The sequence below is a fragment of the Micromonospora sp. NPDC050200 genome (assembly GCF_040656135.1).
Taxonomy (GTDB): domain Bacteria; phylum Actinomycetota; class Actinomycetes; order Mycobacteriales; family Micromonosporaceae; genus Micromonospora.
The window spans coordinates 16633-29414 of sequence record NZ_JBFALG010000047.1; the positions used below are offsets into that span (position 1 = coordinate 16633).

General features: G+C 74.6%; 9 protein-coding genes and 1 pseudogene. 5 read left to right on the top strand and 5 right to left on the bottom strand.

Annotation, left to right across the window (positions count from 1 at the left end; genetic code table 11):
- Nucleotides 1-7: 7 nt before the first annotated feature.
- Nucleotides 8-826: an SAM-dependent methyltransferase gene (locus AB0I41_RS25825; RefSeq protein ID WP_357112521.1), complete on the bottom strand. Its 819-nt coding sequence runs from the start codon at nt 824-826 to the stop codon at nt 8-10.
- 185 nt (nt 827-1011) lie between these two features.
- Entirely contained in the window at nt 1012-2217 is a 1206-nt protein-coding gene (gene pcaF / locus AB0I41_RS25830) for a 3-oxoadipyl-CoA thiolase (protein WP_357112524.1), read from the bottom strand.
- Nucleotides 2218-2324: 107 nt separating this feature from the next.
- Here pcaF and AB0I41_RS25835 point away from each other — a divergent pair, with 107 nt between their 5' ends.
- The 4 genes from AB0I41_RS25835 to AB0I41_RS25850 all read left to right on the top strand — a co-directional run bounded on the left by AB0I41_RS25835 (nt 2325) and on the right by AB0I41_RS25850 (nt 6670).
- A complete protein-coding gene (locus AB0I41_RS25835; protein WP_357112526.1) occupies nt 2325-3290 on the top strand; it encodes a glutathione S-transferase C-terminal domain-containing protein in 966 nt (321 codons plus the stop codon).
- A complete protein-coding gene (locus AB0I41_RS25840; protein ID WP_357112529.1) occupies nt 3283-3912 on the top strand; it encodes a DUF998 domain-containing protein in 630 nt (209 codons plus the stop codon). Before AB0I41_RS25835 ends, AB0I41_RS25840 begins: the two co-directional genes overlap by 8 nt.
- 242 nt (nt 3913-4154) lie before the next feature.
- On the top strand, nt 4155-5447 hold the full coding sequence (locus tag AB0I41_RS25845; protein WP_357112588.1) for a dicarboxylate/amino acid:cation symporter: 1293 nt from the start codon (nt 4155-4157) through the stop codon (nt 5445-5447).
- Nucleotides 5448-5602: 155 nt separating this feature from the next.
- Complete coding sequence (locus tag AB0I41_RS25850) at nt 5603-6670, top strand: NADH:flavin oxidoreductase/NADH oxidase (RefSeq protein WP_357112532.1); 1068 nt, start codon at nt 5603-5605, stop codon at nt 6668-6670.
- Nucleotides 6671-6697: 27 nt separating this feature from the next.
- Here the strand turns inward: AB0I41_RS25850 and AB0I41_RS25855 are convergent, their stop codons facing one another.
- Together AB0I41_RS25855 and AB0I41_RS25860 are read right to left on the bottom strand one after the other, a co-directional pair.
- Nucleotides 6698-10207, bottom strand: a complete 3510-nt coding sequence (locus tag AB0I41_RS25855) for an ABC transporter ATP-binding protein (RefSeq protein WP_357112534.1) — start codon at nt 10205-10207, stop codon at nt 6698-6700.
- Nucleotides 10208-10347: 140 nt separating this feature from the next.
- Nucleotides 10348-11187: a GNAT family N-acetyltransferase gene (locus AB0I41_RS25860; RefSeq protein ID WP_357112537.1), complete on the bottom strand. Its 840-nt coding sequence runs from the start codon at nt 11185-11187 to the stop codon at nt 10348-10350.
- A gap of 171 nt (nt 11188-11358) precedes the next feature.
- On the opposite strand from AB0I41_RS25860, the pseudogene AB0I41_RS25865 reads away from it, so the two are divergent.
- Nucleotides 11359-11487: pseudogene (locus AB0I41_RS25865) on the top strand (PadR family transcriptional regulator); the annotation flags it as partial.
- A gap of 119 nt (nt 11488-11606) precedes the next feature.
- Here AB0I41_RS25865 and ispG read toward each other — a convergent pair.
- Entirely contained in the window at nt 11607-12779 is a 1173-nt protein-coding gene (ispG, locus tag AB0I41_RS25870) for a flavodoxin-dependent (E)-4-hydroxy-3-methylbut-2-enyl-diphosphate synthase (protein ID WP_357112539.1), read from the bottom strand.
- Nucleotides 12780-12782: the final 3 nt, after the last annotated feature.

Genomic DNA, 12782 nt, shown 5'->3' on the forward strand with positions numbered 1-12782 from the left:
GTCGGGCTCAGCCGGTGGGCCGGTCGTACCGGGCGAGGCCGCCGAACGCGCCGAACCGCTCGGGGTGCTCGTCCACGTCGGAGGGCGAGTCGGGCCGCCACAGCGGCATGTGCACCACGCCCGGCTCCAGGATCGTCCAGTCGCCGAAGAAGCCGGTGACCTCGGCCCGGGAGCGCAGCGTGATCTCGGTGGCGGTACGCGCCGACAGCCGCTGCGCGTCGAGCATCTCCTGCGGCTGGTCCTCGAAGGTGGAGTGGGAGATGACCAGGAAACTGCCGGGCACCGCGGCGGCCCGCAGGACGGCGAGGATGTCGGTCGGACGGTCCACATCGGGGACGAAGTGCACCACCCCGGCGAGCAGGATGCCCATCGGGCGGCTGAAGTCGATCAGGCCGCTGGCCCGGGCCTCGTCCAGGATCAGCTTCGGCTCCCGCAGGTCGGCGCGGATCGCGGTGGCCCGGTCGTTGCCGGCCAGCAGCTCCCGGCTGTGCGCCACCGCCACCGGGTCGATGTCGACGTACACGATCCGCGCCTGCGGGTTGGCCGCCTGCGCCACCTCGTGCACGTTGCCGACGGTGGGGATGCCCGAGCCGATGTCGAGGAACTGGTCGATGCCGGCGTCGAGCAGCACCCGGACGGCCCGGCGCAGGAACGCCCGCCCGGAACGCATGGTGGCCGCGAGGTTGGGGGTCATGCTGGCGATCTGCTCGGCCAACTGCCGGTCGATCTCGAAGTTGTGCGCGCCGCCGAGGAAGTAGTCGTAGACCCGGGCCGCGCTCGGCCGGCTCAGGTCTATCTCGGCGGGAAGTCCGTCCGGCATCTGCATCGCTTCGCCCCAGTTCGTCGCTGCGGCGCGGGACGGCACCGGCGTCCGGCGCGCGCGGGGCGCGGACGCGACACCGGCCGACCCGCGAATCGTGTGGTCCTGACCACTCTATGCGCGTACGCAACGCCACGGGAGATCCACAATCGTGGGTGGACCGGCGGACCGTCCGGCGGCGGCGCGGCCCGTCAGGCGGCGGACTCCAGCATCAGCGAGATGCCCTGGCCGACGCCGACGCACATGGTGGCCAGGGCCCGCCGGCCGCCCCGGCGGCGCAGCTCCAGCGCGGCGGTCAGCGCCAGCCGGGCGCCGCTGGCGCCGAGCGGGTGGCCGAGCGCGATCGCGCCGCCGTTGGGGTTGACGTGCTCGGCGTCCTCAGGCAGGCCCAGCTCGCGCAGCACCGCGACGCCCTGCGCGGCGAACGCCTCGTTCAGCTCCACCACGTCGACCTCGCCGAGGCCCACCCCGAGGCGGTCGAGCAGCCGGCGGGTGGCCGGCACCGGCCCGATCCCCATGATCCGCGGCGGTACGCCGGCCGCGGCGGCCCCGCCGATCCGGGCGAGGGGGGTCAGCCCGTACCGGGCGACCGCGGCCTCGGAGGCCACCAGCAGCGCCACCGCGCCGTCGTTGACGCCGGAGGAGTTGCCGGCGGTCACCGTGCCGCCCTCGCGGAACGGGGTGGGCAGCGCGGCGAGCTTCTCCAGCGTGGTCTCCCGGGGATGCTCGTCGACCTCGACCAGCTTCGTCTCGCGCCGCCCGGCCGGCACGGTCACCGGCACGATCTCCTCGGCGAACCGGCCGTCGGCCTGCGCCTTGGCGGCCCGCTGCTGGGAGCGCAGCGCGAACTCGTCCTGCGCGGCCCGGTCGACACCGAACTCGGCGGCCACGTTCTCCGCCGTCTCCGGCATCGAGTCGATGCCCCAGCCGGCCTTCATCAGCGGGTTGACCAGCCGCCAGCCGAGGGTGGTGTCGTACACCTCGGCGGTGCGGGAGAACGGCGTCGCCGCCTTCGGCATGACGAAGGGCGCGCGGCTCATGCTCTCCACGCCGCCGGCGACCACCAGGTCGGCCTCGCCGGCCACGATGGACCGGGCGGCGGTGGCCAGCGCGTCCAGGCCGGAGCCGCAGAGCCGGTTGACGGTGCTGCCCGGAACCTCCTCGGGCAGCCCCGCCAGCAGCGCCGCCATCCGGGCCACGTTGCGGTTGTCCTCGCCGGCCTGGTTGGCGCAGCCCAGCATCACGTCGTCGGTGCGGGCCCAGTCCACCGACGGGTGGCGGGCGACCAGCTCGCGGATCACGTGGGCGGCGAGGTCGTCGGGGCGTACCCCGGCGAGGGCGCCGGCGTACCGGCCGATCGGGGTGCGGACTCCGGCCACGAGGTATGCCACGGTCATCGGCGCTGTCCTTCGGGGGTGGGAAGGGGCTCGGTGGTGGCGCCGCCCGGGTCACGGGGACGCCCGAGCGCCAGGATATCCGCGCGCCGACCGGATAGGTTGACGGCATGGCCCGGGCCCAGTTCAGCGCAGAGACCGCCGGCGGAGGGCAGTTCGTCCGCCAGCCCAACCGGTTCACCGGTCGGGTCACCCCGCACTCCACCTCGCCCGAGGGTGGCGGCCCGGACGACCAGGACCGCTGGCCGCTGGAGGCCGGCCGGTACCGGCTCATCTGGTGCCGGGCCTGCCCGTGGGCGCACCGGGCGCGGATCGTCCGCAACCTGCTCGGCCTGGCTGACGTCATCTCGCTGGGCACGGTCGACCCGATCCGGGACGAGCGGGGCTGGCGGTTCAGCCTCGACCAGGACGGCTTCGACCCGGTGCTGGGCATCGGCTTCCTCTCCGAGGCGTACCTCGCCACCGACCCGGACTACACCGGGCGGGTGACCGTGCCGGCGCTGGTCGACACGCTCACCGGGCGGGTGGTCACCAACGACTATCCGCAGCTCACCCTGGACTTCTCGACCGAGTGGCGGCGGTTCCACAAGCCCGACGCGCCCGACCTCTATCCGGTCGAGCTGCGCCCGGAGATGGACGCGCTGATGGCCGAGATCCACCGGGACGTCAACAACGGCGTCTACCGGTGCGGCTTCGCCACCTCCCAGGAGGCGTACGACGAGGCGTACCTCGCGCTCTTCGCCCGGCTGGACGCGCTGTCGGAGCGGCTGGCCGGGCGCCGCTACCTGATGGGCGAGGAGATCACCGAGGCGGACGTGCGGCTGTTCACCACCCTGGTCCGCTTCGACGTGGCGTACCACGGGCACTTCAAGTGCAACCGGCAGAAGCTGACCGAGATGCCGGTGCTCTGGGCGTACGCCCGGGACCTGTTCCAGACGCCCGGCTTCGGGGAGACGGTCGACTTCGACCACATCAAGCGGCACTACTACGCCACCCACGAGATGATCAATCCGACCCGGATCGTGCCGCTCGGCCCGGACCTGCGCGGCTGGACCACGCCGCACGGGCGTGGCTGAGCCGGACCGGGCCGTCAGCCCCGCCCGGGTCGCCGCCGCGTCCGCCGCCGCCGGCTGCGTGCTCGCCGGCACGGCAGCGGTGACCGTCGCCGTGGTCGCCGGTCCCGGTCCGGGCCTGACCGGGTACGTCAGCGAGGCCGGCATCGCCGACAGCGGGTACGCCCCGACGTACCGGATCGGGGTCTTCGCCCTGGCCGCGGCGCTGCTGCTGCTCGCCACCGCGCTGCCGGCGGGGCTGCGGATCGCCGCGGCGCTGCTGGCCACGGGCGCACTGTTCACCCTGCTCTCCGGCGCGGTGACGTGCAGCGCCGGCTGCCCGCTGCCGCCGTTCGAGCGGCCCACCGTGGCGGACCTGGTGCACGGCGGGGCGAGCATCGCGGCGATGGTGTCCACCGTCCTCGCGATGCTGGTGATCGCCGTCTCCGGGCACGGGCCGCCGGGCCTGCGCCGGGTGGCCCGCCTCGGCGTGGCGGTGGCGCTGCCGCTGGCCGGGTCGATCGCGCTGGCGATGCTGGCGGTGGGCCGGGGCAGCCTGGTGGGTGGCCTGGAGCGGGTGCTGCTCGCGGTGGCCGCCGGGTGGGGGCTGGCCACCGCCACGGTGCTCGGACTGGCCCGCCGGTGACGGACGGGTTGCCGGCCGGGAAACACCCCCGGTGTAAGGAGCCTCACGCCTGCTGCCCCTTCCAGCTGAGTACTGGCTGGGAGTACCGTCAGCGGGCGATGATCAATGTCTGGCACCTCACCGTGCGCCTGTACGTCGACCTCCGACTGCAGGCCAGCGGCGTCTGTCCGGCGCAGCCCGCTTCCTGACGCTGCCCCGCACCGACCCTTCCAGACCTTGGACGCATCCTCATGGCTTCCGCCCTGCGCAAGATCCCCTTTTCCGTGCAGATCCTGCTCGGCCTCGTCCTCGGCGTGGCGCTGGGCTTCCTCGCCCGCGCCAACGACCTGAGCTGGCTGGCCAGCACCCTCCACACCGTCGGCGGGCTCTTCGTCCAGCTGCTCAAGCTGGCCGTCCCGCCGCTGGTCTTCACCGCCATCGTGGTCAGCGTGGTCAGCCTGCGCGGCGTGGCCAACGCCGCCCGGCTGGCGCTCAAGACGCTGCTCTGGTTCGGCGCCACCGCGCTGATCGCGGTCAGCGTCGGCATCGGCCTCGGCCTGCTCACCGACCCCGGCAAGGGGGTCACCCTCGACGTGGCCGGCGCGGCCGCGCCGAAGAGGTCGGGCTCCTGGACGGACTTCCTCACCGGCATCGTGCCGACCAACCCGGTCGGCGCGTTCGTCGAGGGCAACGTACTCCAGATCGTCTTCCTCGCCCTGGTGGTGGGTGCCGCCGCGCTGCTGGTCGGCGAGGCCGCCGAACCGTTCGTGGCGCTCAACCGCTCGCTGCTGGAGATCGTGCAGAAGGCGCTGTGGTGGGTGATCCGGCTCGCCCCGCTCGGCACCCTCGGCCTGATCGGCAACGCCGTCGCCTCGTACGGCTGGGACCTGCTGGCCCCGCTGGCCAAGTTCACCACCGCCGTCTACGTCGGCTGCGCGATCGTGCTGTTCGTGGTCTACCCGCTGCTGCTGGTGGCGGCCGGCCGGCTCAACCCGCTGCGGTTCTTCGCCGGCGCGTGGCCGGCCATCGAACTGGCCTTCGTGTCCCGCTCCTCGGTGGGCACCATGCCGGTGACCCAGCGTTCCGTCGAGCGCCTGGGCGTCCCCCGCGAGTACGCCTCCTTCGCGGTGCCGTTCGGCGCCACCACGAAGATGGACGGCTGCGCGGCGATCTACCCGGCCCTGGCGGCGATCTTCGTCGCGCAGGTCTTCGGGGTGGACCTGGGCGTCACCGACTACCTGCTGATCGCCTTCGTCTCGGTGGTCGGCTCGGCGGCCACCGCCGGCCTGACCGGCGCGATCGTGATGCTCACCCTGACCCTGAGCACGCTGGGCCTGCCGCTGGCCGGCGCCGGCCTGCTGCTGGCGATCGACCCGATCCTGGACATGATCCGCACCGCCACCAACGTGGCCGGGCAGGCGCTGGTGCCGACCATCGTCGCCGCCCACGAGGGCACCCTGGACCGGACCGCGTACGACTCCGCCGGCAAGCGTGAGCTGACCGACGCCGAGGAGACCGAGCGGCCGGCGGAGCGGCTCGCTCCCGTCCCGGCCTGACCTCGGGCCCCGGCGGACGCCGCCCCGCAGGCTCAGCTCCGGGCCCGCGGCGCCCACCGGGTCCGCGGCCCGCCGCCCGCTCCCGCACGCACCGCTGATCGCGCAGGGCCCTCCCCGGAGGGCCCTGCCCGTCTCCCGTCCCGGAGGATCACCACATGAGTTCCCTGTTCACCCCGCTGACCCTGCGCGCGGTCACCCTGCCCAACCGGGTCGCCCTCGCCCCGATGTGCCAGTACAGCGCCGGGCCGGACGGCCTGCCCACCGACTGGCACCGGATCCACCTCGGCTCCCGGGCCGTCGGCGGCGCCGGCCTGGTCCTCACCGAGGCCACCGCGGTCGTCCCCGAGGGGCGGATCAGCCCGCAGGACACCGGGCTCTGGTCCGACGCGCACGTCGACGCCTGGCGGCCGGTCACCGGGTTCGTCGCCGCGCAGGGCGCGGTGCCGGCGGTGCAGCTCGCGCACGCCGGGTTCAAGGCGTCGACGTACCGGCCGTGGGCCGCGCGGCGCGGCGGCGTGCCGGACACCGAGGGCGGTTGGGCCCCGGTCGGTCCCGGCGCCGAGCCGTTCCTGCCCGACCACCGCGAGCCGACCGCGCTCGACGAGGCCGGGATCGCCCGCGTGGTGTCCGCCTTCGCCACCGCCGCCGGCCGGGCGGTCGACGCCGGCTTCGACGCGGTGGAGATCCACGCCGCGCACGGCTACCTGCTGCACGAGTTCCTGTCCCCGCTGACCAACCACCGCACCGACGGCTACGGTGGCGACCGGGCCGCCCGGATGCGGCTCACCCTGGAGGTGGCCCGCGCGGTCCGCGCCGCCGTCGGCGAACAGGTGCCGGTGCTGACCCGGATCTCGGCCACCGACTGGGTCGAGGGCGGCTGGACCGTCGAGGACAGCGTCGTGCTGGCCGGTGAGCTGGCCGCCGCCGGGGTCGACCTGGTCGACGCCTCCTCCGGCGGCGCGTCCGCCCGGGCGAGCATCCCGGTCGGGCCCGGCTACCAGGTGCCCCTGGCCGCCCGGATCCGGCGCGACGCCGGGGTGCTCACCGGCGCGGTCGGCCTGATCGTCGAGCCGGAGCAGGCCGAGCAGATCGTCGCCGGCGGCGAGGCCGACCTGGTGCTGCTCGGCCGGGAACTGCTCCGGGACCCGTACTGGCCCCGCCGCGCCGCCGCCAAGCTCGGCGCCCACCCCGCCTGGCCCGACCAGTACGCCCGCGCCTTCTGACCCGCACCAACCCGACGGACCCCGGGGTCAGCCGGCCAGGTGGCCCCAGTCGTCCTCCAGGTCCCGCCAGGGGCCCTGCGCGGCCACCGCACCGTCGCACAGCACCACCACGTGGTCGGCTCGTACCAGCGCCGCTCGTTTCGACGTCGAGCCGACCACGGTCACCCCGTGCTCGCGCAACGCCGCCCAGAGCGCCAGCTCGGTGGTGACGTCCAGCGCCGACGAGACGTCGTCGGCGACCAGCAGCTCGGTACGCGGCGCCAACGCCCGGGCCAGCGCCAACCGCTGCAACTGGCCGCCGGAGAGCCGGGTCCCCTTGTGGCCGATGAGCAGCCCGAGCCCGCCCCCGGCCGCGGCCAGGTCGTGGTCGAGCTGCGCGGTGGCCACCGCCCCGGCGGCGTCGACCTCGTGGCCGAGCGCGATGTTGTCGGCGACCGTGCCGGAGAGCACCCGGGGCAACTGCCCGACGTACCCCACCTGCTGCGGGCGGAGGAACAGCTCCGGCTCGGTCACCGGTTCGCCGTTCCAGCGCAGCGTGCCGGTGTGGTGCACGATCCCGGCCAGGGCGCGCAGCAGCGAGGACTTGCCGGAGCCGACCGGCCCGACGACGAGCACCAGCTGCCCGCGCTCGACGGCCAGGTCGACCTCGCGCACGGCGAGGGTGCCGTCGGAGTGCAACGCCCCGAAGCCGGCCAGCTCCAGCCGGCGCAGCGGACGCCGGGCCGGCGGCACGGGCGCGGGCGCGGTGCCGGCGGCCAGGTCCACCCCGGGCACCGACGCCGAGTACGCCCCGACCCCGCACATCGCCGCCGTCCGCCGGGTCCAGACCCGGGCCGACGGGTAGTGCGAGACCAGCGACGCGGTGGTCCAGGCGAACCAGCGGGCCGCGCCGAGGGTGGAGACCGCCACCAGCGTCGCCCCGGCGGAGAGCCCACCGGCCAGGTAGAGCGCCCACGCGCCGATCGGCAGCAGACCGCTGACCAGCGACGGCGTGGAACGCGCCCACACCTGCGCGGAGATCTCCCGGCGCTGCCGGTCGCTGCGTACGGTGTCGAGCGCGGCCAGGTGGGTCAGCACCGGCCGGGTCGCCCCGGCGAGCTTCACCGTACGGGCCGAGGAGAGCGCGGAGACCAGCGCGGTGGCGAACGCCGCCCGCGCCGCCACCGTGCCCCGGGCGGACCGCTCCAGCCGGGGCCCGAACAGCGTCGCCGCCAGCCCGGACACCAGCATCGTCCCGGCGAAGAAGAGCGCCGGTACGACGCTGCCGGTCACCGCCGTCATGGTGGCCACGATCGCCAGACCGATGAACTGGTCCATCAGGTTGTCGGCGAGCTGCACCACCCGCTCGGTGTCGCCGCTCTGGGCCACCACCTCCGCCGGGGTGTGCGTGCTGACCCGGCGCGGACCGGTCTGCCCGTGCACCAGGCGCAGGCTGATCCGCAGCATCTGGCGTACCCACCACTGCGGGAACCACAGGTTGGTGTAGAAGGGCAGCGGCAGGACGACCAGCAGCGCGGCGGCGATGCCGAGGGCGGGCAGCCACGGGCTGCCGCCGTCGACCACGTCGGCCCAGAGCCAGGGCAGCACCGCGCCGTCCAGGCCGAGCAGCGTGATCGCGACGAACATGGCGACCGAGACGAGGCCGTACCTCGGGTCGTTGGTGCCCAGCCGGAGGATCTCCCGCATGGTCCGGGCGGGCGGCGGCGGGGGCAGCGGCGGCGGGTCGCTCTTCGGCACGGCCACCGTGACGGGCCGCTCGACCTCCGCCGGCGCGGACGCCCGGCCCGGCGTCTCGACCTCCCACGGGTCGCGCGGCCCGGGCAGCAGGTCCACCCCGCCCCGGCCCGCGCCCGCCGGGGCGTACGCGGCGGCGTGGCTGCTGGCCAGCAGCTCGGCGAAGCGTTCCGACTCGCGCAGCGGGCCGGCCTCCAGCACCGCCCCGTCGGCCATCACCACCACCTCGTCGCAGCGGCGCACCGAGGAGAGGCGGTGGGCGATGACGATGCCGATCCGGTCGGTGAGCAGCCGCTCGGTGGCCTGGCGTACCCGGGTCTCGGTGACCGGGTCCAGCCGCGCGGTGGCCTCGTCGAGGATCACCACGTGCGGGTCGCGGACCAGGATCCGGGCGAACGCCACCAGCTGTTCCTGCCCGGCGGAGAGGACGTGACCGCCCTCGCCCAGCCGGGTCCGGATCCCGTCGGGCAGCTCGGCGATCCAGCCGGCCAGCCCCAGTTCCTCCAGCGCCCGGGTGGCGTCGTCGAGCAGGTCGGGGTCGAAGAGCGCGACGTTCTCGGCGAGCGTCCCGGCCAGGATCTCGGTGCGCTGCGGCACCACGGCGACCCACCGGCGCAGTTGCTCGACGTCCAGGTCGACCAGGTCGGTGTCGCCCAGGAAGACCGTGCCGCGCGGCACGTCGACCGCGCGGGTGAGCACCTTGGCCAGCGTCGACTTGCCCGACCCCGTCCGCCCCACCAGCGCGTACGACCGGCCCCGGGCGAAGCCGAGCCGGATGTCGCGCAGCGCCGGCCCCCGCTCGCCGTCCCCGCTGTTCGGGTAGTGGAAGGTGAGCCCGCGGACGGTCAGGTCGCCGTCGGCCGGGGCCGCGCCGCCGGCGGGTTCCTGGCGGGCGTCGGAGAGCAGTTGCACCCGGGCCCACGCGCCGAGCGCGTACTGCAGGTGGGGCACCCAGCGGGCGATGTGCTCGACGGTGGCCCCGAAGGCGATGGCCAGCAGCCAGATCGCGGTCAGCCGGGCGCCGTCGATGCGGCCGGTGGCCAGCGCCCAGGCCCCGCCGAGGACCACGGCGGCGATGCCGGCGCGGATCCCGCCGGCGGCGATCGTGGTGACCCGGGCGGACATCAGGAACACCCGCCGGCACCGGGCGAGCACCTCGGCGGCGCGCCCGGCGTAGAGGCGCAGCACGTACGGCCGGGCCAGGCTGGTCCGCACGTCGTCCTGGCCGTGCACCGCCTCCTCCATCACCGCGGCGAGGTCCGACCAGGCCTCCTCCTCGGCCATCCGGGCGGGGGCGATGCGCGCGGTGGGGCGGCGCAGCACGACGGCGAGCAGCGCGGTGAGCACGAGCATGCCGACCCCGGCCGGCCACCAGACGAACAGGGCGCTCACCGTGGCGAGCAGGCAGACGGCCAGCCCCTGGGCGAGCCGTACGCCGGTGTTCCGCAGCTCCGAGGCGACCTGGTAGACGTCGTTGTCGATGCGGTCCAGCAGCTCGCCGACCGGGGTGGTCTCCAGGGCGGTCAGGTCCTGTCCGAGCGCGACCCGGCACAGCCGGCGGCGGACGTCGGCGGACCAGTCGGCGGTGAGCCCGGCCATCAGCAGGCCGATGACGAGATCGCTGACGACCGCGGCGACCAGCGCCAGCACCAGCGCGGCGAAGAAGGTGGCCGAGCGGTGCACCAGGACCGGGCCGGCCAGGGCCGACGCGGCGGCCTGGCCGGCGGCGCCGAGCACGATCAGGACGACCACGACCGCCATCCGGCGGGGCGCGCTGGCCCAGAGATCACGGAGCAGGCGCATGGGAGGGTCCCTCCGGACTCGGGGGTGACGGTGGCGGTACCCCCAGCCTCGTCCTCCGGCCGCAACCGTTCAACGCATTTACCCCGGGTTCTCCGGTCGGGAGGTGCGTGATCCCCGCCATGCCCGGCGGGAGGGGTGGGTCAGAACAGCACGGTGGCCAGGGTGCCGACCGGCCGGAAGCCGCAGCGCTCGTACACCCGGCGGGCGGGCAGGTTGAAGTCGTTGACGTAGAGGCTCACGGTCGGAGCGACCCGGAGCAGCGCGTCGCGTACCACCGCCGCCATCGCCGCCGTGGCGATCCCCCGACCCCGCCACTCGGGCGCCACCCAGACCCCCTGCACCTGGGCCGTACGCCGGGTCACCACCGCCAGCTCGGCCTTGAAGACCACCCGGCCGTCGACGAGGCGGGCGTACGCCCGGCCGGCCCGCACCAGGTCGGTCACCCGCCGCCGGTAGGCCCGTCCGCCGTCCTCGGCCAGCGGCGAGACGCCGACCTCCTCGGTGTACATGGCCACCGCCGCCGGGAAGAGCCGGTCGATCTCACCGCCGCGTACCCGGCGCACCTGCGGGTCGGCGGCCACCGGGGGCAGCGCGTCGGTGGCCAGCAGCGGCTGGTTGGGGCGTACGTCCCGGGCGGGGCCCCAGTGCGTGGAGAGCCGGTCCCAGAGGCCGAGCACCGCGTCGGCCCGCCCCACGATCGAGGAGCAGAGGCGCTCCTCGGCGGCGAGTTGCTCGGCGAAGGCCGCGACGGCCGGCTCCGAGGCGAGCACCGGGGTGAGGTTGCCGCCCAGCCAGCAGATCGACTCCAGGTTGCGCCGGGCCCCGTACCCCAGGATCCGTCCCTCGGCCCGCCACCAGGCCAGGCCACGGGCGGCGACCCGCTCGGCGACCTGCGCGCCCGCGAACGGGTCGAGGTCGAGCAGCCGCTCGACCGCGCGGCGCTCCGATTCCCCGAGTTGGCGTACCGGCACCGTCAGCACGGTTACCAGCCTGCCAGATGGGGGCGGGAGCGCGCCGGCCGACCGGGTCAGACGGCGACCGGCTCGGCGACCGGCTCGGCCGGCCGGGTCCGCGCCGCCCACCCCACGACCGGCGGCACCAGCGCGCCGAGCAGCAGGAACAGCCCGCCGAGCAGCATGCCCATCCGGTACGGGGCGCAGGCGATGAACGCGCTGCGCCAGGTGATGATGACCGGCACCGACGACCAGCGGGAACGGGCGGCCCAGGTCCTCGACGAGGCCTGCCGCAAGCTCTACGCCATCCTCGCCGAATCCGAGTGACCGCCGCCGCCCTCCAGGGCACGGGACGCCCTCGTACAGAGAAAGAGTGGCCATTCCGAGAGGAATGGCCACTCTTTCTCTGAAAGTACGTTCGCGTCGTGCGTCGGGGATGGCGTCTGTCAGTGGACGGTGACCGTGGCGCCGGGGACGAGGTCGCGGAGTTCCTCGGGGATTTCGGCGCCCATCTCGTCGGCGAGGCGGAGCGCCTCCTCGATCAGCGTCTCGACGATCTGCCCCTCGGGCACGGTCTTGATGACCTGGCCCTTGACGAAGATCTGGCCCTTGCCGTTGCCGGAGGCGACGCCGAGGTCGGCCTCGCGGGCCTCGCCCGGGCCGTTCACCACGCAGCCCATGACGGCGACGCGCAGCGGCACCGGCAGCCCCTCCAGGCCGGCGGTGACCTCCTCGGCCAGCTTGTAGACGTCCACCTGGGCCCGGCCGCAGGACGGGCAGGAGACGATCTCCAGGCCGCGCTCGCGCAGGCCCAGCGACTCCAGGATCTGGTTGCCGACCTTGATCTCCTCGACCGGCGGCGCGGAGAGGGAGACCCGGATGGTGTCGCCGATCCCCTCGGCCAGCAGCGCGCCGAAGGCGACCGCCGACTTGATGGTGCCCTGGAACGCCGGGCCGGCCTCGGTGACACCCAGGTGCAGCGGGTAGTCGCACTGCTCGGCGAGCTGCCGGTACGCCCGGATCATGACCACCGGGTCGTTGTGCTTGACCGAGATCTTGATGTCCCGGAACCCGTGCTCCTCGAAGAGCGAGCACTCCCAGAGCGCCGACTCGACCAGCGCCTCGGCGGTGGCCTTGCCGTACTTGGCGAGCAGCCGCTTGTCCAGCGAGCCGGCGTTCACGCCGATCCGGATCGGCACGCCGGCGTCACCGGCCGCCTTGGCGATCTCCTTCACCTTGTCGTCGAACTGCCGGATGTTGCCCGGGTTCACCCGCACCGCGGCGCAGCCGGCGTCGATCGCGGCGAAGACGTACTTCGGCTGGAAGTGGATGTCGGCGATCACCGGGATCTGCGACTTGCGCGCGATCGCCGGCAGCGCCTCGACGTCGTCCTGGCTGGGCACGGCGACCCGGACGATCTGGCAGCCGGACGCGGTCAGCTCGGCGATCTGCTGGAGGGTGGCGTTGATGTCGGAGGTGAGGGTGGTGGTCATCGACTGCACCGAGACCGGCGCACCCCCACCGACCGGTACCGAGCCGACCATGATCTGGCGGCTGGCCCGACGGGGAGCGAGCGGCGGGGGCGGTACGGCGGGCATACCGAGACTGACAGCGGTCACTTC

Bases quoted from the DNA above. Each gene is read 5' to 3' on its own strand.
- AB0I41_RS25835 (WP_357112526.1), top strand. From the start codon at position 2,325: ATGGCCCGGGCCCAGTTCAGCGCAGAGACCGCCGGCGGAGGGCAGTTC.
- AB0I41_RS25855 (WP_357112534.1), bottom strand. From the start codon at position 10,207: ATGCGCCTGCTCCGTGATCTCTGGGCCAGCGCGCCCCGCCGGATGGCG.
- pcaF (WP_357112524.1), bottom strand. From the start codon at position 2,217: ATGACCGTGGCATACCTCGTGGCCGGAGTCCGCACCCCGATCGGCCGG.
- AB0I41_RS25850 (WP_357112532.1), top strand. From the start codon at position 5,603: ATGAGTTCCCTGTTCACCCCGCTGACCCTGCGCGCGGTCACCCTGCCC.
- AB0I41_RS25825 (WP_357112521.1), bottom strand. From the start codon at position 826: ATGCAGATGCCGGACGGACTTCCCGCCGAGATAGACCTGAGCCGGCCG.